Below are 23,716 nucleotides of genomic sequence, written 5' to 3' on the forward strand. Positions count from 1 at the left end.
GCTGCCCACCGGCAGAACGATCTTGCGAGCAAGCGGAGCCTGACTTTTGAAAAAAATCCTTGCCGTTATCGGCGCTGTGCTGGTCGTTTTGATTGCAGCGTTGCTGATCATTCCATCCCTGATCGACTGGAATGGCTATAAGGCCCAGGTCAGTCAGGCTGTCCGTGATGCGACGGGACGCGAACTTGTAATCAATGGCGATTTGTCGATGTCGTTGATCCCGTCGCCTGCCTTGTCGGCAGAACAGGTTGCACTTGGCAATGCGCCCGGTGCGACGGACGCGAACATGGTCACGATTTCAGAAGTGCGGGTTTCCGTTGCGATGATGCCGCTTCTGACCGGCAATGTTCAGGTCACCGAAATCAGCCTGATTGATCCGGTGATTGCCATCGAAACGTTTGAAGATGGCAGCAACAACCTTGTGTTTGATCCGGCACAGGCAAAGCGTTCCGGCCCGGATGCGGGGACGATCACCACGCCCGAGCCTGCAACGCCATCGACAGAAAACACCCCGGCTGCACCGACATCCGGTGATGATGGTGCAAGCAGCGATTTCTCCAGCGCCATTCAGGTTGACCAGCTTGAGGTCGAAAATGCCACGATCATTTACCGCACACCGGGCAGTGAGGAACGCATCGAAGGGCTGACCATTGGTGTGTCGGCCGATAGCCTGAATGGCCCGATGGACGGCGAAGGATATGTGTTTTATCGCGGCATTCCGCTGACGTTTGAATTTAACGTCGGACAGATCAGCCAAACCGGCCCTTTCCCGGTCAGCCTCAAGGTCGGTGTCGACAAGGTCGATGGGGGCATTTCGCTGGGGGGTAAAGTTGACCTGTCATCGGACAACCCCGGATTTGACGGCCAGATTGAAGGCAAGTTTGATGATCTGCGCGCAGCAGCATTGCGCATTGCCGGTGAGGGAGCAGACATCCCCGATATTGCCGCCAAGCCGTTTGACCTTGGCGGGCACATCACGGCCGATGCCAAATCGGTTACGTTAAATGATTTGTCGATCCGTTTTGGGGAAACCCGTGGATCGGGGGCGATTGCGATTGATCAGGAACCGCGTATGCGGGCTGATGTTGCGTTGCGCTTTAACCAGCTTGATCTTGATTCAATTCTGGTGCTGGCCGACGTCGGTGATGGCGTAAAGGCACCAGAAGCCGACACCGCATCGGGTTCATCATCGACCGATGCCGGAAAAGCATCCGATGAGGCGCAGTCCATTCCATCGCAAAGTTCGGTGAAATCCGGTTCAGCAAACGGGCCGATTATTCCGGCCGATCTGACAGCATCCATCGACTTTGAAGTCGAAACCCTGATTTATAATCAGACGCCCATTCACAATGCCCGTATCAACGCGGCGATAGCCAACAGCAAAGTCACCTTGAACGAGGTATCCGCCGGATTGCCCGGTGGAACGGACTTGGCAGTGTTTGGTAGTATTTCGGGTGAAAAATCGACACCATCTGCGGCACTTAGCTATGAAATCGCATCGGAAAACATCCGTGCGGTGATCCGTTGGCTTGGTGTTGATGTTGATGGTGTGCGCGCTGATCGGTTGCGCCGTTTCTCGTTGACTGGCGGGATTAAAGGCACACCTGAGCAGCTTAACATTTCCGATCTGGACATGCGCATCGATGACACTGCCATTCGCGGTGCTGTGGTTGCCAATATCAGTGGTCCGGGGCTGCCGTCCCTTGGTATCGGGCTTAAGCTTGATCGCATCAATCTTGATCAATACCTTCCGAGCAGCCCAAGTGCGGCGGGCACTGATCAAGCGTCTGGTGCGTCGTCAGGGACGACTTCTGGTTCGGGGGCAACATCATCTGATGGGGCTTCTGGTCAAGGGACTGCGGGCGGCACAGATGCCGATATGGTCAAACTGATCAAGGATGCCCTGGCACCACTTGACGGGATGGCAGCCAATTATCGGTTGTCGGCCGATGAGATCATTTCATCGGGTGTGTCGGTGCGCGGGATCGTTATTGATGGCAACATCAATGGGCGCAAGATCGCACTGAACAATTTTGCCATTGCCGATGCGGCTGGTCTTGCGGCCAGTGCCAAGGGAACATTTAATGGTGCTACGGACATTCCGGCATTTGAAGGTTTGGCCGTGCGCGTTACGGCCAAAACGCTTGAGCCGTTGGCGAAACTGACGGGGATTACCCTGCCGGCACCGGCTAGCAGCTATAAAAGCATTCAGGCCAATCTTGGTTTGAACGGGCCTGTGAGCGGACCAACACTTGATCTTGATGTGTCCAATCCGTTGGCACAGGTGAGCCTTAAGGGTGTGTTGGCCAATATCTTTGGGGCCAATCCCGGTCTTGATGGCAAACTTGGTGTTCAGGCATCAAGCCTGAACCGGGCACTTGATCTGGTGGCCCCGACCTATACCCCATCGGGGAACCTTGGGCGCCTGGCACTTTCCAGTACGGTTAAGGGAACGGCACAGAACATCAATCTGGGCGACCTGAAACTGGTCGTCGGAGCATTTGAAACGGCGGGGGATGTTAAGTTTGACGCGACGCAGGCCCAGCCAAAAGTCACCGTCAGCCTTTCTGGTGGCAAGCTTGCAGTTGATCCGTTCCTGCCAGCCGAGAAACGCGCTGGTTTGATGCCGGGTGCGGGAAGTGGGATGCGCAAGGCAGCATTTAACCTGCCGAAGACGGCAAGTGTCACCCGTGTGGATGCCCGTGATGGCACGCCATGGGATGATACGGTGATTGATGTTTCGGCCTTGCGGTCGATTGATGCCGACATCGCCATTGCCCTTGATCAGCTTGATTTTGATACCTATAGCCTGATGAAGCCGGACTTGAAGGCGGATCTTGTTGCCGGGTTGTTGACGATTTCCAAGCTGACCGGTGTGTTGGGCGATGGTGATCTGGCGATTGATGGTAATTTCGATGCGCGCAGCACCGACATTCCCAAACTTGCCCTCAAAGGTTCGCTCGATGGTGCGCGGGTGGAAAAACTTGCCCCAATTCAGGTTGCCAGTGACCTTATCAATGGCGGTATTCAAACCAAGTTTGATGTTTCCTCATCGGGGAATACATCGCGTCGTCTGGTGTCAGCCCTTGGCGGGACAGCCAATTTTGTCCTGAATAATGTGCGGTTTAGCAATGCCGATAAACGGTCTGCTGATCCGAAGCTTAACCTGCAGGCTTTGCTGCGTCAGGGACCACAGGCCATGGTGGTTGAGGGCATTGGCAACAACGACATTCTTGAAACGCTTGAGGCCGATATCACCATTACCAACGGTGTGGCCAAAACCACACGGGTCGAGGCAACCTCACGCGTGGGGACGGCGGATGCGGATGCGACCCTTGATTTGCCCAAATGGGTGATGGATACGCGCGCCGACTTTGATTTCTCGGAAAAAATCGAAGAACTGCCGCCGTTCAGTGTCTTTGCCAAAGGCAAAATTGACGATCCGGTGATTACGGGGCGGATGGACAAGGTTGCGGTGAAGGTTCTTGATAACCTTTTGGACAAGGCGCTTGGCGGGGATGGATCGTCCGGTTCAACTGGTGACTCGGGTAAGGATGCGGCCAAAGGATTGCTAAAAGGTCTTTTGAATCAATTCGGTCGCTAATCCCCGTCCTTGAGATTTTATCTTTGAAACGGCCCTGCAGTGCGGGGCCGTTTTATTTTTGCGCCTTTGTCATCTTAGTTGATTGTCACATAACGGCAAAAAAACCTTAACAAAGTGGCTCGGCTTCTACATGATCCGCGCGTCGATTCCCTTTGGTGGTTACGGTTGATTATGTCGGTAAAGAAAACGGCTCTGGATAAGGACCTTAGGTGGCAGAAGCGCATGGATGCGGGGATGGGTGAAACCGCCTCGATCAGTGCGAAGCTTGGTCTGGCACTTGTGTTCCTGCTGGCGTGCAGCGCGTTTGTCGCCTTTCAAATGGGCGGGGTACCGCAAAGTGGTTTCCTGATTGCAGCAGCCGTCATTGGCGGGTACATGGCGCTCAACATCGGGGCCAATGACGTTGCCAACAATGTTGGTCCGGCGGTGGGGTCCAAGGCGCTGACCATGGTTGGTGCGCTTTTGATTGCCGCTGTTTTTGAGGCTGCTGGTGCGATCATTGCCGGTGGCGATGTTGTCAGCACGATCAAGAACGGCATTATTGATCCGGCCCGGATGCCCGATCCTCAGACCTTTGTCTGGGCAATGATGGCAGCCCTTCTTGCTGCTGCCTTGTGGCTTAATCTTGCGACCTGGGTTGGTGCGCCGGTTTCGACCACGCATTCCATCGTTGGAGGTGTGATGGGCGCTGGTATGGCCGCCGTCGGCATTGACGCGGTGAATTGGCCGACCATGGGCACGATTGCTGCAAGCTGGGTGATCTCGCCGGTTCTGGGGGGCTTGATTGCCGCCGGGTTCCTGGCCTTTATCAAGTTCCGCATCCTTTATACCGACGACCGGGTTGCTGCGGCGCGCAAATGGGTGCCCATCCTTGTCGGGGTGATGGTTTCGGCCTTCACCATGTATCTGATGATGAAGGGCATTAAGAAAATCTGGAAAGTGGAAACGCCGGTTGTGATTGCAATTGGTATTGCTGCTTTTGTCATTACGGTCCTGCCTGTCCGTAAGGCCGTTTTCCGGGCTTCTGCCAATATGACGGGGCGTCGCAAGGAAATTGCATCCTTGTTCCGGGTTCCGCTGGTTGTGTCAGCGGCCCTTCTGTCATTTGCCCATGGGTCGAACGATGTTGCCAATGCGATTGGCCCGTTGGCGGCCATTGTTTCGGGTATCAACAGCGGGGAGATCGTGACATCTGCGCCGATCCCGATTTGGGTGATGGTCATCGGCGCGATTGGCATTGCAGCCGGGCTTATCCTGTTTGGTCCGAAGTTGATCAAGACGGTGGGGACACAAATCACCAAGCTTGATCCGATCCGGGCCTATACCGTCGCGCTGTCGGCAGCCTTGACTGTGATTGTTGCATCCGCACTTGGTCTTCCGGTCAGTTCCACCCACATTGCGGTGGGGGCGGTGTTCGGGGTTGGCTTCCTGCGCGAAAGCCTTAGTCACCGTCGCCGCAAGATCAATCCGCCAATGTTGGTGAACGTTGGGAACGGGGATCAGGCCAACGAGCATATCGAAGCCCTGCGTCAGATCGACCCGAACGAAGCCAAAAAGGCGGAGAAGAAGTTGCGCAAGCGTCTTCTGGTGCGCCGGAACTATGCATTTACCATCGCAACTGCCTGGGTGGTGACGGTACCGGCTGGTGCGTTTCTGGGAGCCTTGCTGTTCTTCACCATTCGCGGCATTATGTTGTAATATCAAAAAGAATAGAGTTTCGCGGCACAGTACCCCGCACTTTTTGGGGTATGTGCAGCGATCTGCAGCGGCGGTCAGGGGTTCCCTGATCGCCGTTTTTCCTTGACCGGTCTGTGCCGTGGGCGTAAACACCCGGCAACCAAAGTTGTACCGAACCCGGTCTTGATCGTCGCCCAATAAAGTGGGCCGCGAGATTTGGTATGCGTGGGTCGACCCTATTGAAGGACAGATAGATGAAAGCCATCATTTTCGGCATTCTGGCAATGGCCGCAACGGTTGTTGCATCCAACATTCTGGTCGAATATCCGCTGCCCGGCGTTTTGGCCGATTGGCTGACCTATGGCGCGTTTACCTATCCGGTGGCGTTCCTTGTGACGGATTTGACCAACCGCGCGCGCGGGGCCAGGGCGGCCCGTCTTGTAGTGCTGGCGGGGTTTGCGTTGGCGGTTGTGTTGTCGCTGGTCTTTGCCGACACACGCATTGCCATTGCATCGGGGTCGGCTTTCCTGATTGCGCAGATGCTTGATGTCACCATCTTTGACAAACTGCGTCAGGCAACCTGGTGGAAAGCGCCGCTTGTCTCAAGCGGGATCGGGTCGGCTGTTGATACCGCGCTGTTCTTTTCCATTGCGTTCGTGGGCACCGGTTTGCCTTGGCATACATGGGCCATGGGCGATTTCACCGCCAAGGTGATCATGGCGCTGACCTGTCTTGCACCGTTCCGTTTGTTGATGGCGGTGGTGACACCGCGTCTGAATGTGGGTTCAGCACAGCCAACACAGGGCTGATATACAGGCCAGTGGCTTGTGATTTTTGGCGAAGGGGCGCATAAAACGCCCCTTCATTTGTTTGTTCATTGTTCTGGAATAGCCCTGATCCATGAAAGTCGATCTGTTCGATTTCGAATTGCCGCGTGAGCGCATTGCCGAACATCCCGCATCGCCGCGTGATGCCGCGCGTATGCTGGACCTGTCGGCGGCGGATATCCAAGACCGTATCGTGCGCGAATTGCCCGATATTTTGCGTCCCGGTGATTTGCTGATTTCAAATGACACCCGTGTTATTCCGGCCCGCCTGTTTGGCAAGCGTGGGGAGGCAAAGGTCGAAGTCACCTTGCATAAGCAGGAAGGCCTTGGCACTTGGGTTGCCTTTGCCAAGCCAGCCAAGAAGCTGCGGATTGGTGAAACATTCTTTGTGAATGATGAATTTGAGGCCGAAGTCCTTGATAAAAAGGACGGCGGCGAAGTGGTATTGCGGTTCAATAAGTCCGGTGCGGATTTGATTGCCGCGCTTGAGGAATATGGTGTGATGCCGTTACCTCCCTATATCCGGCGCGAAACAGGTGGCGATGATCAGGATAAATCCGATTATCAAACCATTTTCGCCCAAAAGGACGGCGCGGTTGCGGCCCCGACGGCCGGATTGCACTTTACCCCGGAATTGCTGGCCAATCTTGATGCGCGCGGGATCAAGCGCCGCACGATTACGCTGCATGTCGGGGCGGGGACGTTTTTGCCGGTGAAGGTTGATGACACCGAGAACCACAAAATGCATGCGGAATGGGGATCAATTTCGCCGGAAATTGCCAATCTGATCAATGAAACGCGGGCCAATGGCGGGCGGGTTGTTGCGGTTGGGACGACGTCGTTGCGATTGCTTGAAAGTGCGGCACGTGAAGACGGGGTGGTTGAACCGTTCGAGGCCGAAACCGACATCTTTATCACGCCGGGATATAAGTTCCGGGCGGTGGATATGTTGTTGACCAACTTCCATCTGCCGCGTTCGACCTTGTTCATGCTGGTATCGGCCTTTGCCGGGTTTGACCGGATGAAGGCGGCCTATGCCCACGCGATCGAAAACGAATACCGTTTCTATTCTTATGGCGATTGCAGCTTGCTTGAATGCGCCAACAAAATTGATGCACGGACATAATCAGACATGACCGAATTTCGCTATGAACTGCTTGCCCAAGATGGCAAGGCCCGTCTGGGACGTATTTACACCGCCCACGGTGTCATTGATACGCCGACCTTTATGCCGGTTGGTACGGCGGCGACGGTTAAGGCGATGTTGCCGGAAAATGTTGCAGATACCGGTGCGCAGATTTTGCTGGGCAATACGTACCATTTGATGTTGCGTCCGGGGGCGGAACGCATTGCACGTCTTGGTGGCCTGCATAAATTCATGAATTGGGACAAGCCGATCCTGACCGATAGCGGCGGGTATCAGGTGATGTCGCTTGCGAAACTGCGCAAGATCACCGAAGACGGTGTGACGTTCAAAAGCCATATCGACGGGCGCAAATTTAACCTGACGCCGGAACGGTCGATGGAAATTCAGCATTTGCTGGGATCGACCATCACCATGGCGTTTGATGAATGCACGCCGTTCCCCGCGACCGAGCAACAGGCACGCGAAAGCATGCAGATGTCGATGCGCTGGGCAAAACGGTCCAGAGATGCGTTTGTCAATCGTGAAGGATATGCGCTTTATGGCATTCAGCAGGGCAGTGTGTTTGAAAACCTGCGTCGGGAAAGTTCGGAAAAGCTGACCGAGCTTGATCTTCCGGGGCATTCGGTTGGCGGACTTGCGGTGGGTGAAGGCCAGCAGATCATGTTTGATACGCTTGATTTCTGCGTTGATATGTTGCCTGCCAACAAGCCGCGTTACCTGATGGGGGTTGGCAAGCCGTCTGATCTTGTCGGGGCCGTGATGCGCGGGATTGATCAGTTTGATTGCGTTTTGCCGACCCGGTCGGGGCGCAATGCACAGGCCTTTACCCATCGTGGTACGCTGAACCTTAAAAACGGGCGTCATCGTGATGATGACCGTCCGCTGGATGATCAATGTGGATGTCCGGCCTGCACGAAATATTCGCGCGCCTATTTGCATCATCTGATCAAGGCGGGCGAGATGCTCGGTTCCGTGCTGCTGACGTGGCATAACCTTGCCTATTATCAGGATTTGATGCGCGATATGCGGAGCGCGATTTCCGAGGGCCGCATGGACGCATTTGCACGCGATTTCCATGCCGCACAGGAAGGCGGGGATATTGATCCCGTGCCGATCATCGAGGATTAAGGAGAACCGTCATGGCCGATCAAACGATCTATGACAATCTGACCATGCTGGGCAGTGACACAGCACAGCCCGCATCCCCGGATGAAGCCGTTTTGGAACGTGTGGCCAACCCACAGGCCGGAACCGATTACTGTGTGCGGTTTGTCGCACCGGAATTTACGTCCCTGTGCCCGATGACCGGTCAGCCCGATTTTGCCCATCTGGTGATTGATTACATTCCTGGTGACTGGCTGGTGGAAAGTAAATCGCTGAAACTTTTCCTGACCTCGTTCCGTAATCATGGATCCTTCCACGAAGATTGCACCATCAAGGTCGCCAAACGCATTGTCGAAACCCTTGATCCGAAATGGCTGCGCATTGGCGGGTACTGGTATCCGCGCGGCGGTATTCCGATTGATGTGTTTTATCAGACAGGTGCCGAACCAGAAGGTGTCTGGATCCCTGATCAGGGGGTTGCGCCCTATCGCGGGCGTGGCTGATACCGGGTATCGGCAGAACCAGAATTAAAGGCTGCTTTGGCAACAAGGCGGCCTTTTGTGTTTTCGGAAAGCTGTTTGGGTCTTCAATGGTATATTTTGCGAATTATTCTCATTGTCATTATTTATAGTTCCTGCTAATGGAAGGGGCGGCAGGGATCACCTGCGACGTTTGGTATCTGTTGGTTGGGAATGATGATGGCGCGTCACGGCGCATCCGTCTTGATGGCAAGTTTTCAGGAAAACTATGAACAGCTTTTGCGGTTTTTGACCCGGAAGCTGAATGGTGATTCCCAATGTGCGGCCGATGTGGTGCAAGATACCTATGTCCGGCTTGCCAAAACATCCGACACTGACGAACCGATAGATAATCCGCGCGCCTATATCTATCGGGTGGCGGGGAACCTTGCGATTGATCGTATTCGCCATGATCGCCGGATGTCAGCACGGTTTGACGGCGATGCGCAAGGTACCGACATCCATGACCCCAAGCCGGGACCGGAAACCATTTTCCTGTCGCGGGAACAGATCATGCTGCTGGATCGGGCACTGGAAAAACTGCCGGAAAATGCACGCGCCGCGCTTTTGATGTTTCGGGTTGAGGGGCTGTCACATGCCGAAATCGCCGAGAAACTTGGTGTTTCCAACAGCATGGTGGCCAAATATATTGGCCGTGCGTTAAGGCATTGCCGCGATGCTCTTGTGGTCGGGGGCGAAAAATAATGTCAAAAAGTTTTGTCGATGCAGACAGGCTCGTTCGTCTTATGATGAGAAGCCAAATTTCAGGGGCGGTCAGCCAGCAGTTTTGGGGATACGGGTTTTGACGTCGGGTGGATCCGCGCAACAGCAGGCGATACTAAACGCCTATGACGATGACATGATCGCGCTGAGCGATCAGGCCATTGAATGGCTTGTGCGTCTGCATTCCGGGGACGCGACGGCGGCGGACTTTGCGGCTTTTGCCGCATGGCGCGGGCAAAGCGATGACCATATTCGTGCGGTCCGTGATGCAGAAGCCCTTCTGGGCGGTGTTGATGAAACCAATGCGGCGCAAAACTGGACAGGGTCAGAACCTGTGTCGCCCAATCGCCTTGCGATGCCTTCGCGCAGGAGCCGACCAGTACAGTCTGGGCCACGCGCGGTGTTTGCCACGCGACGTGCCGTCATCGCAATGGCATCGCTGTGCGCGGTGCTTGTCCTGACGATTGTCGGAGGCATTCAGGGAACCGGGATTTTGGGGCGCTGGAATGCCGATTACAGTACCGGAATCGGGCAATTTGAGACGGTGACACTGCCCGATGGCACGGTTGCACATATGAATACTGCCTCGGCATTTTCGGTTGAGTATTCCGATGATGTGCGGCGCATTGATCTTGCGGCGGGTGAGGTGATCTTTGAGGTTGCCAAGGACGCAGCGCATCCCTTTATCGTCTCGGCGATTGGCGGTGAAGCCATGGCGGTCGGTACGGTATACGGGGTGCGGATTGACGGTGACCATGCCAGGGTCACTGTGAAGGAAGGCATTGTCGAAGTCAGCAATGGGACGGGTAAGGCGGTGCGTCTTGTGGCCGGGGACCGGGCATCTTATCAGGTTGGAACGCCGCCGGTACTTCGCGATGACATCAATCTTGCGACCTATGGCAGTTGGCAACGTGGCAAATTGATTTTCAACAGCCGGTCGCTTGGCGATGTGATTGATGAAGCTCAGCGTTACCAGACTGGCCGGATCATCATTGCGCGTGATCGCCTGCGGGACTTGAAGGTCACGGGTGTTTTTGACATCGCCGAACTTGATGATCTGTTGGCGTCGCTTACGCAAACAACGGGCGCAAGTGTCCTGAAATTGCCGCTTGTGACGGTGATCTATTAGACACCCAAAGCGGTGACATCGAAATATTTTCAAAAAAGTTGAAAGATTAGGTGCAAATCTCGTTAGCCGGGATCGTCATAAGGTCAAAAGAGAATGATTGTAGTTATTAACATCATTCGCAATGGGGAAGTTAACCAGAAGGCCTTATGATGAATTCAGGTAATGCGATGAAGCTGACAACGGTTGATCAGGCGTCAGTTCACCACGCAGGGGATATGCGCAATCAGTGGGTGCGCCGTCTTGTGGCGACCACCCTTATTTCCGGGGTTGTCGCAACCAGCCCATGGCAGGCGAGTGCTGCGACACTGGGGACAGATGGTGCGCAGAATGTTGAAATTGCCCAGTCAACGCTGGTGACGTTTGATATTCCGGCACAGGAGCTCGACCGTGCGCTGACCAGCTTTGCCGATCAGGCCGATGTGAAACTGTTCTTTCCGTCCGAAGGACTGGGTGGGCTTGAAGCACAGGCTCTTCAGGGTGAAATGTCGGTTGATGCGGCCCTTGGTGCGCTTCTGAGCGGAACCGGTTTCACTTGGCGCTATACCGACGGTGGCACGATCACGATTGAAAAGGTTGCAGCCAGCGGTGAGAACGTTCTTGATCCGGTGCGTGTCGATGCGAATGCCATCGATGAGCAGGCCGATGGCCCTGTTGTGGGATACCTCGCCACACAGTCACAGGCTGGGACAAAAACCGCAACGCCAATCCTTGAAACACCACAGTCCATTTCTACTGTAACCAGTGACCAGATTACAGATCAGGGGTCCCAGAGTGTTATGGATGCGGTGCGCTATACGCCGGGTGTCTTTGCCGAACAGTTCGGTGCCACGAGCCGGTATGATTATGTTGTCATGCGCGGCATGACCGAAAACAGTGTCGATAATGTCTATCTCGATGGCATGCAGATGATGGGCGATAACTCGACCTATAGCTCGATGCAGGTCGATCCGTATTTTATTGATCGCGCAGATGTTGTGAAAGGACCGGCATCGGTTCTGTACGGCCGCAGTTCGCCGGGGGGATTGGTTGCCCTTTCAAGTAAAACGCCGGAGTTCGAACAAAAGGGTGAGGCCGAGGTGTCTTATGGCAACCGGAACCAGCGTGCTGTGGCGTTTGATGTGACAGGGCCACTGACCGAAGGTGACAGGCTGGCCTATCGTGTTGTCGGCAAGGCGGATGCGCAAGATACACAATTCGATTATGTCGAAGAGGAACGCTATGTTCTTGCACCGTCCTTAACCGCGAATTTTACCGATGATACGCGCTTGACCGTGCAGGCATATTTACAGCGTGACCCGGAAGGTGGGTGGCATAACGGCGTACCGGCAGAGGGAACGCTTTATCCACGCAATGGTCAGTATATTTCGCGAAGTTTCTTTGACGGCGATCCCGATCTGGAAAAATTTGACCGTGTTCAGAACATGGTCGGTTACGAGTTTGAACATGATTTTGACCGGGACTGGACGTTGCGCCACAAGCTCAGATACCTCGATTCCAGTGTTGATATTGATCAGGTGTACCAGACGGGGTGGTCTGGGACGTCAAATGAACTCACTCGTACTTACTATGGTGGCGACGAAACCTTGCGTGCTTTGAGCAGTGACAACCAGATTGAGGGCAATTTTTCCACGGGGCAGATAGACCACACAGTACTGGCAGGTCTTGATTATCAGCATCGCCGGGCGCGGACCAATTACTGGTACGAAACGGCATCCAATATTAATGCGTTTAATCCGGTTTATAGTGGTTCAAACGTGACATTTGGAACGCCTTACAAACTAAACACCAAGGAGCTGGAGCAGACGGGAGTCTATCTTCAGGATCAATTCGCCTATGAAAACTGGCGGTTTTCGCTTGGACTGCGTCAGGATTGGCTGGAAACATCAAATCTGAGCAGGCTTGACGATACGCGAACAGGTCAGGACCGTGAAAAACTGACGAAAAATGCCGGTTTGTTGTATTTGTTTGATAACGGTATTGCGCCCTATATCAGCTATTCCGAATCTTTTGATCCGAGCCTGCTTTCTGATTCAAATGGCGATCCAATTGAACCCACCGAAGGCACGCAATACGAAGCCGGTATCAAGTACCAGCCGGAAGGTGACGACATCTTATTGAGTGCTGCTGTCTTTGATATCCGGCAGGACAATGTTGCATTGTATAATTCAACCACGACGGCGTATGACCCGGCAGGGTCGCTTGAAAGCCGTGGTCTTGAACTCGAAGCACGTGGTCGGGTTAATGACAACATTGATCTTATTGCAAGTTATACCTACACCGATACGCAATATGATGCGCCCGGTGATAGCAAGGATGGCAAGCAATCCATGCAGGTGCCTGAACATATGGCATCCCTTTGGGGACACTATCAGTTCTTGTCAGGTCCGCTGAACGGGCTTGGTCTGGGGGGCGGTGTTCGTTATGTCGGTGAAACTTGGGCAAATGTGACCAATACGCAGAAGGTCCCGGATTATGCGGTTCTGGATTTCGCACTGAACTATGATCTTGCTTATGTCGGGTTTGATGATCTCGATTTCAGGCTCAATGTGAACAATCTGCTGGATGAGGAATACGTCGCATCCTGTTACACGCTTGCGAACTGTTATTTTGGCGATGCACGTTCCATCGTCGGAACATTGCGGTATAAGTTCTAAGCACCCCGGACTGTTTTCAAAGGCCGCAGCTTTTTGCTGCGGCCTTTTGCGTTTTGGGCAGATGATTATATAAGGCAGACGAGAGTACCCGGTTCGACAACCAATAGATCAAACGCCATGGCCGCCCACAGCGCAGATGCGATCACGCTTGAACGTCTTCAGGCCAAAGCCCGTGAAATCGGCTTTGACGTCTGTGGTGTTGCGCGCCCGAGCATTGATGCGCGTAATCAGAAGCGTCTTGATGAGTTTGTTGCGGGTGGGGAATACGGGTCGATGGACTGGATGAATGATCCCGAACGGTTGCCGCGCCGCCGTGATCCGGTGGCGTTGTGGCCGGATGTGAAATCCGTGATTGTGCTGGGCAGTAATTATGGCCCGGCGGAAAATCCGATGGCCTTGCTGGATCACCCCGACCGGGCGATGATTTCGGTCTATGCCAAGAACAAGGATTACCACGATCTGATCAAAAAGCGCCTGAAACAATTGGCGCGCTGGTTGATGGAACAGGCGCAAAAGTCAGGGGCAGGTGGTGAGCAGGTCAAAGTGTTTGTCGATACCGCGCCGGTTCTTGAAAAGCCGTTGGGTCAATCAGCCGGGATTGGTTGGCAGGGAAAACACACCAATCTGGTGTCGCGCGAATTTGGCAGTTGGCTGTTTCTGGGCGAGGTGTTCACAACCCTTGAGTTCGAGCAGGCTACGCCGGAAATCGATCATTGCGGGTCGTGTTCAAAATGCATTTCGGCCTGTCCGACCGATGCGTTTCCAGCGCCGTACAAACTGGATGCACGTAAATGCATCTCATACCTCACCATCGAACATGATGATGTGATCCCGCACCAGTTTCGCCGTGCGATGGGCAACCGGATTTATGGCTGTGACGATTGTCTGGCGGCCTGTCCGTGGAATAAGTTCGCTTCGCGGACCGAGGAGCTGGCCTTTATCCCGCGCGCGGAATTGACAGCCCCCCGGCTGGCCGATTTCCTTGAGCTTGATGAGGCGGAATTTCGGGCGTTTTTTACCGGGTCACCGATCAAGCGGATTGGCCGGGCCAAATTCCTGCGCAATGTTCTGATTGCTGCGGGCAATAGCGGGGCGGAAAGCCTGATCCCGCGTGTTGAAAAGTTATTGTCTGATGAAAGCAGCCTGATCCGGGCCAGTGCGGTTTGGGCCTTGACCCAACTGATGCCGTCGGATGCGTTTGCCACGCTTAAATCAGACCATTACACGGGTGAAGAAAGCTCGGTGGTGCGTGATGAATGGGATCAGGCAACCAAGGCCGCCTGATCGCACTTACAGATCAAATTTGATGAAATCGAAATGGTAGCGAAGCCCGCCGGTGCTGTCGGCAAAGGCAATGCCATATCCCGGATTAAGCCGATTGCGGTCTTCGAGGTCTTCTTCTTTCTCATGACGGAAATCAAGCGGTTCGCCGCATTGCGTACTGGCAGCCAGAAGGAAGGGCACACCTTGCCATGTGCCGGTTGCCGGGCGGTGCAAATGGCCAAAGAACAGATGTTTGACCTGTGGGTTGGCGGTAGCGATTTCGGCCAGTTCCTGATCAGCGTCAAGGCGAATGGTATCCATGAACGGCAGGCCCATTTCAAACGGCGGATGATGCATGAACAGGAAGGTTGGGGTGTCACGGTGGACATTTAGCTCATTGCGCAGCCAGTCCAGACGATGCTGGCATAATGTACCGTGATGGGCGCCGGGAACGATGCTGTCCATCATCACAAACCTTACCCCACCAAATGTGTGTCCGTGATTGATAAAGCCGTTTTCATCCACCGGGGTGTCGGGAAAGGCATGTTTGAACGCCGCCCGTTCGTCATGGTTTCCGGGGATCAGGATATAGGGAATGGCAAGGTCGTCCAGAATGGCAATTGCCTGTTCATACTGTTCCGGATGGCCATGATGGGTGATGTCGCCGGTGATGACGCAAATCTCGGCATCGCGGTGGTATTTGTTAATCTCGCCAATGATTTTGCCGAGCGTGGCGGCGGCATCGGGATGGCGTGAATAATCATCACGTGCGAGAATATGCGTGTCGGAAAGATGTATAAATTTCATGGCGATGCCCTATCATGATCCTAGAGCCTATTCCATTTAGATTGCACCGTTTTGCCGGAGATCACCTTCTGTGCTGCAAGGAAAGGTTCGCCGAGCGTAGCGGTGCTACGGTGAAGACCTTTGACGCTGCGGGGCAGAAGGTGATCCAGGCCCGAAGGGTTTGTGTTTGGCGACGTTTGGCAGCGTTACGCCGTTTGAACGATGCGCCGCATCGCCCTGCACGCCGTGCCTTGCCAAACAATTCGCCAAACGCAAACAAAACGATGCAATCTAAATGGAATAGGCTCTACTGAAACCATGTCCGTTTTCGAAGTACGTGCAAAGTTATAAATGTCATGGATGATACCGTTCGTAAAAGATCAGTGACAATTGCCGGGCACCGCACCAGTTTTTCGCTTGAAGAAGCGTTTTGGCAGGAGCTGTTGGGGCTTGCTGAGCGCCGTGCTGTGACATTGGCGGAATTGGTGGTCGAGATTGACAGCACGCGTGACGGCAACCTGTCGAGTGCCTTGCGGCTTTATATCCTGCGTGATCTTCAGGCGCGGTTGGCAGAGGCATCTGATCGCGGTTCAGATCCTGCGTTGGACGGGGACGGCGAATAATCGCGGGTGCCATAGATCGGGAATGGGGCGATGTGCGGTATTGCGGGGGCGACGGCAAAAAACGACCAGGCTTTTTTATCCGATGCTTTGAACCATCTTTCCCATCGCGGTCCTGACGGTCAGGACGTCTGGCATGATCCCGATCATCGGTGTGCAATCGGATGTGCGCGCCTTGCGACGACGGATATTTCACCCGATGGTGCGCAACCCGTCACCTCGGTCGATGGGCGGTTTGCTCTGGTCTTTAATGGTTATATTGCCGGGCATCGTCGAGCACTTGACGCGTTAAAGAAAACCGGCGTTTCGGTGCGCAGTCACAGTGACGCAGAGCTTGTCCTGCATCTTTTGATCGATGCAATTATGGGGGACGGTAATGGTGACGTCACGGGGGCACTGGCGCAACTTTCCGGGCAATTTGCGCTGGCCTTATGGGATCGGGATCAGGCGGTTTTATATCTGGCGCGTGATCCTCTTGGCATCAAGCCGCTTTATGTGATGAACCGCCCCGATGGGCATCTTGCTTTTGCGTCTGAACCATCCGCACTTTCTGCCTTTGAGCCATTGCACCGCGATGAGACGGTGCGCGCGCATTATTTTGCACATTTGTTTGTGCCATCGCCTGCGGTCGGGAGTGTCGATGTAGGTTCGCTGCCGCCCGGTCGGGTTTCACGGTGGCAGCATGGGCAGGTCACACACGATCAAATTATCCACCCGGCAAAACGCGGGCGTGGTGCAGACGGTGCATTGGAAAGCCAGCACGGCAATCTGGTGGCAGCCGTGCATAAGGCGGTACGCCAATCGGTGGCAGATGCGATGGATGCCGATTGTTCGGTTGGAACGTTGGTATCCGGAGGGCTCGACAGTGCCGGTGTTGCTGCGATGGCCTGTTCGATTGCGCGGGAACGCGGGCAGGTGTCACCAACTGGTTTCGTGATGGGTTTTAACGACCCGGCGGTGGATGAAACGCGCGCAGCACAAAGGCTTGCGCGTCATCTGGGGCAAGAGATTCATGTCGTGTCCGCGCCGGAAAAACCGCATGAGATTTTTGAGGAACTGCAAAAGGCCCTGCACAGCATTGGCGGGCCGTTTGCCAATCCATCAGTGGTTTTGATGCGCAGCCTATCACGTGTGGTTGGTGGCCATGCAAAAGTCTGTTTGTCGGGCGATGGCGGAGATGAGCTGTTTGGCGGCTACCCACGGTATCAGGGCGCACGGTTGTTTGATCAATACTGGCGTTCTGTACCCGCATCGGCTCGTCGGATGCTTGCCCGCATGGTCGGGCGCAATGGGCCGCGCAATATGGCGCGATTCCTTGAGGGTGGGCAAGGCGATGCCCGCTGTGCGTTTGAGGCTTGGAACAACAGATGTGCGGTGCCGGAACTTAAGGCCGGGCTGGTTAAGGATACGCAGGATGTTGATGGTGCTGGCGGTTTGGCCGATGTGATGATGGCGTTTGATCGCGATGTGACGCTTCCAGGCAATCAATTGATGATGTCGGACCGGATGGGGATGGCGTTTGGTGTTGAGTACCGGTTGCCGTTGCTTGCGCATGATGTGGTGCGTGTGGCGGCGGAGATTGAGGCCAAACAGCACCTGCGGCGTGGGGGTAAGGATATCTGGCGCGCGGTTGTCGCACCCTATTTACCCAAGGAGCATGTCAATCGCCCAAAGATTGGATTTAACCCGCCAACAGCGGATTGGCTGGCAAAGGTCTGTCGTTATGTCTGGGGTGATGCCGAAACGATTTGTACCGCCCTTTTTGACGGGTTTGATGTGCCTAAAGACCGGCGCGCTGTTTATTGGCAACGAGCCATATCAGGACGCGCGCCTGATGTTGCGTTGACCCTGTGGGCGTTGATGGTCTGGCAGATGTGGTTAAACGATGGATCGGTTAAGCGCCAGCGGGTTTTGGCACAGCAATCATTCCCACGATCAAGCGCGCGCGTCATCGCCCCAGCTTCGTGACCGGCGATACAGGTTCAAGGCCGTCAGTGCGGTCGGAGCAAGTTGAACCACTTGACGTGACAGGGCCGTGACGTGCCCTTCATCAATCTCGTCTTCATCGAAAATCGTTTGGGTGGTTGCGCAGAGTTCGGACAATTGACGCAGACCAAAGGTGCCTGACGTGCTTTTGAGGACGTGAACTTCGCTGCGCACCGTCGACAAATCGTCTTCTGACAGGGCCTTGTCGATTTTGACCAGACGGGATTCGGTTTCATTGATGAAAATATCAATCCCGCAGCGCGCCCCTTCATCCCCGGCATCGTTGTAAAGCTGTTCAAGGACGCGGATATCAAGCACCGGGCTTGTTGGTGTTTCCGGGCGCATCCGTTTGCCCAGCCGCGCACTTTTGCTGCGCAGGACCGGCGGCGGGGAGGGCAGGTTGTTTTGTTTGAGTTTGTCGAGGGGCGCACGCGTAATCAGGTCACGAATGGTTTCAAGCAGCGGGCCGCGCTGGATCGGTTTGTTGATAAATTCATCAACACCTGATTGGCGGGCAATGACATTCCAGTCCCGCGATTGATGGGCCGACAGGGCGATGATCGGTGTGTGGGAAACCGGACCCTGCATATGGCGAATACGCCGCGTGGTGTGCAGCCCGTCCATGTCGGGCATTTCAACATCCATCAGGATTAAATCCGCCGCAACGCCACGGCGCAGCATGTTGAGCACAGTTTGCCCGTTGCTGGCTTCGACGATGGTGTATCCTTCGGATTGCAGAATACGCCGTGCGACCATGCGGTTGCTTTCGCTGTCATCGGCAATGATGACAGTACCGATGTTGCTGTCGTTGGCGGAATCGTTCAGGCGCATCGTCGGGGGCGGGGCGGCCTGTGGTTTAACGAAACAGACCGAAATCATCCCGCCTTCAGGCAGTTCTGTTTCGTTAAACAGAAGGTCTTCTTCGGCAACGCCGGTAATGAGCTGTTCCCAAGCAGGATTGGCATACACAATACGTTCGTCGGCATCGAACAATGCGATGCCGGCTTGTGTTTGTGCCAGTGCTTCGATGATCTGGTTATTCATTGGCCACCTTGTCGATTCGGTGCCCAGTCCCTTACCAAAAGGTAATTAGTCTTATTGTCTGAAACGCATAGGTTTCATTTTTGATTTCGAACATTGTTACATTTTTTTCTAATAAGTCCATATTTTTTAACAGATGCAGCGGCGAAGCCACCTGTCGCCATAAAACAGAGAAGCAAAACAACTGTTTCAAAATATGCATTAAATGAAACAATTGTTGAGATCTGGCATGGCTTGTGGCGTAATTGCCCGATCATGTGAACAAAGGTGTCTGACCGATGGGGCTTCATGCGGATTTGCGCGAAAAACTGATATCTGACTATGCAAAGTTAAGTCCGCAGATGCAGAAGGCGGCGCGCCATATCCTTGATCATCCCAATGATGTTGCTCTGCGTTCAATGCGGTCCCTTGCGCGGGCCGCCGATGTTCCGCCCAGCACGGTCACGCGCCTGATGACGGCCATTGGTGTCGATACCTGGCAACAGTTTCGCGATCATTATCAGAACCGTTTGCTTGATCTTCCGGCAAGTTATGCCAACCGGGCGCGTGAAACCCAGAATGTCTCGCAGGATGTGGATCGCGATCAGCATTTGCTGGAAAGCATCGCACGCACCGAAATCGATAATATCGACAAGGCGTTTGGGGCGGAATTGCGGGGGCGTACCATCGACGCCTGTGTCGCGATTGAAAATGCGCGGCAGGTTTTTGTCGTCGGGCGCGGTGCGGCCTATCCGGCGGCCTATCAGTTTGCCTATGCCTATCGGTTGTTTCGCGACAATGTGGTTTTGGTCGATGGCCGGTCAGGTGCATTTGGCGATCAGTTGCGCGGGATCAACCGCCGCGATGTGATGATTGCCATCGGTGCACGTCCGTATATTCGCGATACGGTGCGCGCCGTCGAGTATGCGTGCAGTCAGCATTGCCCGGTGATTGCCATTTGTGATTCCGACGTCGCGCCGATCGCGCTTGATGCGATGATCAAACTGATCGTTTCGGATAAGTCTCAGTCCTTTTTCCAAAGCTTTACCGCTGCGGTGTCGCTTGTACAGGCGATTGTTGCCCTGCTTGTCGCGCGCGGTGGGCAAAAGGCCCTGGAGCGGATTGCCTCGGCCGAAGAACAACTTGCAGCCTTTGATACCTATGTCGAAGATCCCAGCCCCACACGGAATTCCTGATCATGACGCATGCATCAAACACCTCATCTGCCCCCAATGCCAAAACCCACGTGCTTCATCGCAGCAGTGTCGCGACCCCGCCGCGTGCGATCCGGGGCGAGGGGATCTATATCTTTGACGAGAATGGCAAAAGTTATCTGGACGCCTGCGGTGGAGCGGCGGTGTCGTGCCTTGGACATTCTGATGCGGATGTCCGTGCGGCGATGCATGCCCAGATTGATCAGATTGCCTATGCCCATTCCGGGTTCTTTTCATCCGATGCGATGGAAGAACTGGCCGATGACCTGATTGCCCATGCACCCGATGGGATGGATAAGGTTTATTTTGTGTCAGGCGGGTCGGAGGCAACCGAGGCCGCGCTTAAAATGGCGCGGCAATATTATCTTGAAATCGGGCAGCCGGACCGGAAATACGTTATTGCGCGCAGGCAGTCCTATCATGGCAATACGCTGGGGGCGCTGTCGGTCGGCGGCAATATGTGGCGCCGCCAACAGTTTGAGCCACTGTTGATCACGGCAACCCATATCGCGCCAGTGTACCAATATCGTGATCAGCGCGACGGTGAAACCGAAGCTGAATACGGTCTTCGCGTTGCCAATGAATTGGAAACCGCAATCCTTGAACTGGGCGCACAAAATGTTGCTGCCTTTGTGGCCGAGCCGGTTGTCGGCGCGACATCGGGTGCGGTGGCGCCAGTGCCGGGGTATTTCAAGCGCGTGCGCGAGATTTGCGATCAGTATGGCGTGTTGCTGATTTTGGATGAAGTCATGTGTGGCATGGGCCGAACCGGCACCTTGCACGCGATTGAGCAGGAAGGCATTTCAGGCGATATTCAAACCATCGCCAAGGGGTTGGGGGCGGGCTATCAGCCGATTGGTGCGGTTCTGGTTTCAAAGAAAATCAATGATGCCATCGCCAACGGATCGGGCTTTTTCCAGCATGGGCATACCTATCAGGGGCATGCGACGGCCTGTGCAGCCGCCTTGGCAACCCAGCGCGCCATTCGGGAGCGTGATCTTTTGAGTAATGTTGTCAAACAGGGCGAAAATCTTGCCGATGGCCTTCGGGCTAAACTGGGGCAGCACCCGTTTGTTGGGGATATTCGCGGACGGGGCCTGTTTCGCGGGGTGGAACTGGTGGCCAACCGCGAAATCAAAGACCCGTTTGACCCCAATATGAATATCAATGCCAAGATCAAGAAGGCGGCCTTTGCACGTGGGCTTATGGCCTATCCGATGGGCGGGACGATTGACGGAGTGCGCGGCGATCATGTGTTGTTTGCCCCGGCGTTTATTGTGACTGAGGATGATGTTGCCAAGATTGTTGATCTTTTTGCCGCCGCCCTTGATGACGTTTTTGTCGCAGAAGGACTGGCATAATGGCATATGGCCAGACACCGTTTGTGATTGCCGCAGCCCCGAATGGCGCGCGAAAAACCAAGACCGATGTACCCAATATCCCGATTACTCCGGCTGAAGTCGCCCAAACGGCCCTTGCGTGCAAGCAGGCCGGTGCGGCGATGATGCATCTGCATGTCCGTGATGAGGAACAGAAACACAGTCTTGATATCGGGCGGTATCGCGAAATGCTGACCGAAGTCCGCGCTGCAGTCGGTGATGATATGGTTTTGCAGGTCACAACCGAGGCGGTCGGGATGTATAGTGCCGATGATCAGATGGCGATGGTCCGCGGGCTTGTGCCCGAGGCGGTGTCGATTGCCATTCGTGAAATCGCACCGGATGGCTTTGACGTGAGTGCGATAAAATCATTCTTTGCCTTCATGCGCGAAGCCAAAATTTCCCCGCAGTTCATTCTTTATGCCTCTGATGACGTCAGGCGGTTTAACCAACTGGTGGAAGAAGGGATTTTGCCGGGGGAAAAGTTCCCGGTTTTGTTTGTTTTAGGGCGCTATAGCGTGGGGCAGGTCTCTGATCCGGCTGATTTATTGCCATTTATCGGAACGAGTTCTTATATCTCTACGTGGATGGTGTGTGCGTTTGGGGCGTTTGAGAATGCCTGTATCCTGACCGGCGCCGGATTGGGCGGGCATGCGCGCATTGGATTTGAAAATAATCATCTTTTGGTTGACGGATCGCCTGCGGACCATAATGCTGAGTTGATTGCTCAGGCGCGCGAGGGTGCCCGCCATATGGCGCGAAAAATCGCGACGGGCGAACAGGCCAAGCAGATCATGCACCCCGTATGGTAGCTGTGGCCAGTCTCAGCGGCAAAAGTGCAGAAAACTTAAATTCTATCAGGAGGTTTCGGGCTTTATAGGCTTTTAATTCGGTGTTCCGATACCTATAATCCCGCCGTCGAAACATCTGATTTATCTGATGTTTCTATGTGATTCTTCTGTTCCACGCGGAGCGGTTGAATTCGTAATAATAGGGTGTACAAGGGAGCTATTCCTAATGAAAAAACTTATTGCTGTAGCGGGTGCAGTTGCTGCGATTGCAGGTGCCTCGCTCTTCGCCGGTCCGGCGTCGGCACAGGAAAACCGTTTCATCACCATCGGTACCGGTGGCGTAACGGGCGTTTACTACCCGACCGGTGGTGCAATCTGCCGTCTGGTAAACAAAGATCGTAAAGAGCACGGCATTCGTTGCTCGGTCGAGTCCACGGGTGGTTCGGTTTACAACATCAACACCATCCGTTCTGGCGAACTCGACATGGGTGTTGCCCAGTCCGATTGGCAGTTCCATGCCTATAACGGCACTTCGAAATTCGAAGATCTTGGTCCGTTCGAAGACCTTCGTGCAGTGTTCTCCGTTCATCCGGAGCCGTTCACGGTTGTTGCGCGCGCAGATTCCGGCATCAAAACCTTTGACGATCTCAAAGGCAAACGCGTGAACATCGGTAACCCGGGTTCAGGCCAGCGCGGCACTATGGACGTTGTTCTTGAAGCCAAAGGCTGGTCTCTTGATGACTTTTCCTTGGCGTCCGAACTGAAGCCAGCCGAACAGTCCCAGGCTCTGTGTGACAACAAGATCGATGCCATGATCTACACCGTTGGTCACCCGTCCGGGTCGATCCAGGAAGCAACGACAGCCTGTGATTCGGTTCTGGTAGAAGTTGCTGGTCCGGCCATCGACAAACTGGTTGCGGATAACCCGTATTACCGTGTCGCCACCATTCCGGGTGGTATGTATCGCGGCAATCCTGATGATGTTCAGACCTTTGGCGTTGGCGCGACCTTTGTGTCCTCGACCAAAACCGATGCTGACGTCGTTTATCATGTTGTCAAAGCAGTCTTTGAAAACTTCGATGATTTCAAAAAGCTGCACCCGGCATTCTCCGTCCTGAAAAAAGAAGAAATGATCAAGGACGGCCTGTCGGCTCCGCTGCATGACGGTGCTGCGAAGTACTACAAAGAAGCAGGCTTGATGTAATTTCGCTGCGAACGGAGGGCAAACTTGCCCTCCGTTTTCTTCTTGCGCCTATCGGGTACTAAAAAATTGA

At 54.4% G+C, this 23,716-nt stretch carries 18 protein-coding genes; 16 read left to right on the forward strand and 2 right to left on the reverse strand.

From position 1 onward, the window contains the following. The first annotated feature begins 46 nt into the window (after nucleotides 1-46). The 10 genes from K355_RS0114860 (at nucleotide 47) to queG (ending at nucleotide 14,667) form a co-directional block, all read left to right on the forward strand. Entirely contained in the window at nucleotides 47-3,604 is a 3,558-nt protein-coding gene (locus tag K355_RS0114860) for an AsmA family protein (RefSeq protein WP_022732948.1), read from the forward strand. 234 nt (nucleotides 3,605-3,838) lie between these two features. Further along, nucleotides 3,839-5,302: an inorganic phosphate transporter gene (locus K355_RS0114865; protein ID WP_309471178.1), complete on the forward strand. Its 1,464-nt coding sequence runs from the start codon at nucleotides 3,839-3,841 to the stop codon at nucleotides 5,300-5,302. 233 nt (nucleotides 5,303-5,535) lie between these two features. Next, complete coding sequence (locus K355_RS0114870; protein ID WP_022732950.1) at nucleotides 5,536-6,090, forward strand: VUT family protein; 555 nt, start codon at nucleotides 5,536-5,538, stop codon at nucleotides 6,088-6,090. A 91-nt stretch (nucleotides 6,091-6,181) separates the two neighbouring features. Further along, a complete protein-coding gene (gene queA, locus K355_RS0114875; RefSeq protein ID WP_022732951.1) occupies nucleotides 6,182-7,234 on the forward strand; it encodes a tRNA preQ1(34) S-adenosylmethionine ribosyltransferase-isomerase QueA in 1,053 nt (350 codons plus the stop codon). Between the two features lie 6 nt (nucleotides 7,235-7,240). Further along, nucleotides 7,241-8,383, forward strand: coding sequence for a tRNA guanosine(34) transglycosylase Tgt (tgt, locus tag K355_RS0114880; protein ID WP_022732952.1), 1,143 nt, complete (start codon nucleotides 7,241-7,243; stop codon nucleotides 8,381-8,383). A gap of 11 nt (nucleotides 8,384-8,394) precedes the next feature. After that, nucleotides 8,395-8,862, forward strand: a complete 468-nt coding sequence (gene queF / locus K355_RS0114885; protein ID WP_022732953.1) for a preQ(1) synthase — start codon at nucleotides 8,395-8,397, stop codon at nucleotides 8,860-8,862. A gap of 195 nt (nucleotides 8,863-9,057) precedes the next feature. Further along, the gene (locus K355_RS0114890) at nucleotides 9,058-9,582 is read left to right on the forward strand and encodes an RNA polymerase sigma factor (protein WP_022732954.1); all 525 of its coding nucleotides are present in this window, start codon (nucleotides 9,058-9,060) and stop codon (nucleotides 9,580-9,582) included. A 97-nt stretch (nucleotides 9,583-9,679) separates the two neighbouring features. Next, a complete protein-coding gene (locus tag K355_RS24110; RefSeq protein WP_022732955.1) occupies nucleotides 9,680-10,729 on the forward strand; it encodes a FecR family protein in 1,050 nt (349 codons plus the stop codon). A gap of 146 nt (nucleotides 10,730-10,875) precedes the next feature. Further along, nucleotides 10,876-13,383: a TonB-dependent siderophore receptor gene (locus K355_RS0114900; RefSeq protein WP_022732956.1), complete on the forward strand. Its 2,508-nt coding sequence runs from the start codon at nucleotides 10,876-10,878 to the stop codon at nucleotides 13,381-13,383. Between the two features lie 117 nt (nucleotides 13,384-13,500). Continuing rightward, nucleotides 13,501-14,667, forward strand: coding sequence for a tRNA epoxyqueuosine(34) reductase QueG (queG, locus tag K355_RS24115; protein WP_022732957.1), 1,167 nt, complete (start codon nucleotides 13,501-13,503; stop codon nucleotides 14,665-14,667). 6 nt (nucleotides 14,668-14,673) lie between these two features. Here queG and K355_RS0114910 read toward each other — a convergent pair whose 3' ends face one another. Continuing rightward, complete coding sequence (locus K355_RS0114910) at nucleotides 14,674-15,453, reverse strand: phosphodiesterase (RefSeq protein WP_022732958.1); 780 nt, start codon at nucleotides 15,451-15,453, stop codon at nucleotides 14,674-14,676. 335 nt (nucleotides 15,454-15,788) lie between these two features. On the opposite strand from K355_RS0114910, the gene K355_RS24120 reads away from it, so the two are divergent. Next, nucleotides 15,789-16,055: a ribbon-helix-helix domain-containing protein gene (locus tag K355_RS24120; RefSeq protein ID WP_022732959.1), complete on the forward strand. Its 267-nt coding sequence runs from the start codon at nucleotides 15,789-15,791 to the stop codon at nucleotides 16,053-16,055. Between the two features lie 30 nt (nucleotides 16,056-16,085). Next, complete coding sequence (gene asnB, locus K355_RS0114920) at nucleotides 16,086-18,020, forward strand: asparagine synthase (glutamine-hydrolyzing) (RefSeq protein ID WP_022732960.1); 1,935 nt, start codon at nucleotides 16,086-16,088, stop codon at nucleotides 18,018-18,020. Here the strand turns inward: asnB and K355_RS0114925 are convergent. Next, a complete protein-coding gene (locus K355_RS0114925) occupies nucleotides 17,988-19,082 on the reverse strand; it encodes a response regulator (protein ID WP_022732961.1) in 1,095 nt (364 codons plus the stop codon). The genes asnB and K355_RS0114925 overlap by 33 nt on opposite strands. Nucleotides 19,083-19,357: 275 nt before the next feature. Between K355_RS0114925 and K355_RS0114930 the strand changes: the two genes are divergently transcribed. The 4 genes from K355_RS0114930 (at nucleotide 19,358) to K355_RS0114945 (ending at nucleotide 23,646) form a co-directional block, all read left to right on the forward strand. Further along, a complete protein-coding gene (locus tag K355_RS0114930) occupies nucleotides 19,358-20,254 on the forward strand; it encodes a MurR/RpiR family transcriptional regulator (protein ID WP_022732962.1) in 897 nt (298 codons plus the stop codon). A gap of 2 nt (nucleotides 20,255-20,256) precedes the next feature. Beyond that, the gene (locus K355_RS0114935; RefSeq protein WP_022732963.1) at nucleotides 20,257-21,633 is read left to right on the forward strand and encodes an aspartate aminotransferase family protein; all 1,377 of its coding nucleotides are present in this window, start codon (nucleotides 20,257-20,259) and stop codon (nucleotides 21,631-21,633) included. Beyond that, nucleotides 21,633-22,463 (forward strand): beta-keto acid cleavage family enzyme, encoded by an 831-nt coding sequence (locus tag K355_RS0114940; protein ID WP_022732964.1) that lies wholly within the window; start codon nucleotides 21,633-21,635, stop codon nucleotides 22,461-22,463. The genes K355_RS0114935 and K355_RS0114940 overlap by 1 nt, the downstream gene beginning before the upstream one ends. 205 nt (nucleotides 22,464-22,668) lie before the next feature. After that, nucleotides 22,669-23,646, forward strand: a complete 978-nt coding sequence (locus K355_RS0114945; RefSeq protein WP_022732965.1) for a TAXI family TRAP transporter solute-binding subunit — start codon at nucleotides 22,669-22,671, stop codon at nucleotides 23,644-23,646. The last annotated feature ends 70 nt before the right edge of the window (nucleotides 23,647-23,716 follow it).

Origin of the sequence: Thalassospira lucentensis MCCC 1A00383 = DSM 14000 (assembly GCF_000421265.1) — a bacterium.
Taxonomy (GTDB): Bacteria; Pseudomonadota; Alphaproteobacteria; order Rhodospirillales; family Thalassospiraceae; genus Thalassospira; species Thalassospira lucentensis.

Coding starts and splice junctions, on each gene's coding strand:
- K355_RS0114865 (WP_309471178.1), top strand. CDS start 3,839: ATGGGTGAAACCGCCTCGATCAGTGCGAAGCTTGGTCTGGCACTTGTG.
- K355_RS0114870 (WP_022732950.1), top strand. CDS start 5,536: ATGAAAGCCATCATTTTCGGCATTCTGGCAATGGCCGCAACGGTTGTT.
- queA (WP_022732951.1), top strand. CDS start 6,182: ATGAAAGTCGATCTGTTCGATTTCGAATTGCCGCGTGAGCGCATTGCC.
- tgt (WP_022732952.1), top strand. CDS start 7,241: ATGACCGAATTTCGCTATGAACTGCTTGCCCAAGATGGCAAGGCCCGT.
- queF (WP_022732953.1), top strand. CDS start 8,395: ATGGCCGATCAAACGATCTATGACAATCTGACCATGCTGGGCAGTGAC.
- K355_RS0114890 (WP_022732954.1), top strand. CDS start 9,058: ATGGCGCGTCACGGCGCATCCGTCTTGATGGCAAGTTTTCAGGAAAAC.
- K355_RS0114900 (WP_022732956.1), top strand. CDS start 10,876: ATGATGAATTCAGGTAATGCGATGAAGCTGACAACGGTTGATCAGGCG.
- queG (WP_022732957.1), top strand. CDS start 13,501: ATGGCCGCCCACAGCGCAGATGCGATCACGCTTGAACGTCTTCAGGCC.
- K355_RS0114910 (WP_022732958.1), bottom strand. CDS start 15,453: ATGAAATTTATACATCTTTCCGACACGCATATTCTCGCACGTGATGAT.
- K355_RS24120 (WP_022732959.1), top strand. CDS start 15,789: ATGGATGATACCGTTCGTAAAAGATCAGTGACAATTGCCGGGCACCGC.
- asnB (WP_022732960.1), top strand. CDS start 16,086: ATGTGCGGTATTGCGGGGGCGACGGCAAAAAACGACCAGGCTTTTTTA.
- K355_RS0114925 (WP_022732961.1), bottom strand. CDS start 19,082: ATGAATAACCAGATCATCGAAGCACTGGCACAAACACAAGCCGGCATC.
- K355_RS0114930 (WP_022732962.1), top strand. CDS start 19,358: ATGGGGCTTCATGCGGATTTGCGCGAAAAACTGATATCTGACTATGCA.
- K355_RS0114935 (WP_022732963.1), top strand. CDS start 20,257: ATGACGCATGCATCAAACACCTCATCTGCCCCCAATGCCAAAACCCAC.
- K355_RS0114940 (WP_022732964.1), top strand. CDS start 21,633: ATGGCATATGGCCAGACACCGTTTGTGATTGCCGCAGCCCCGAATGGC.
- K355_RS0114945 (WP_022732965.1), top strand. CDS start 22,669: ATGAAAAAACTTATTGCTGTAGCGGGTGCAGTTGCTGCGATTGCAGGT.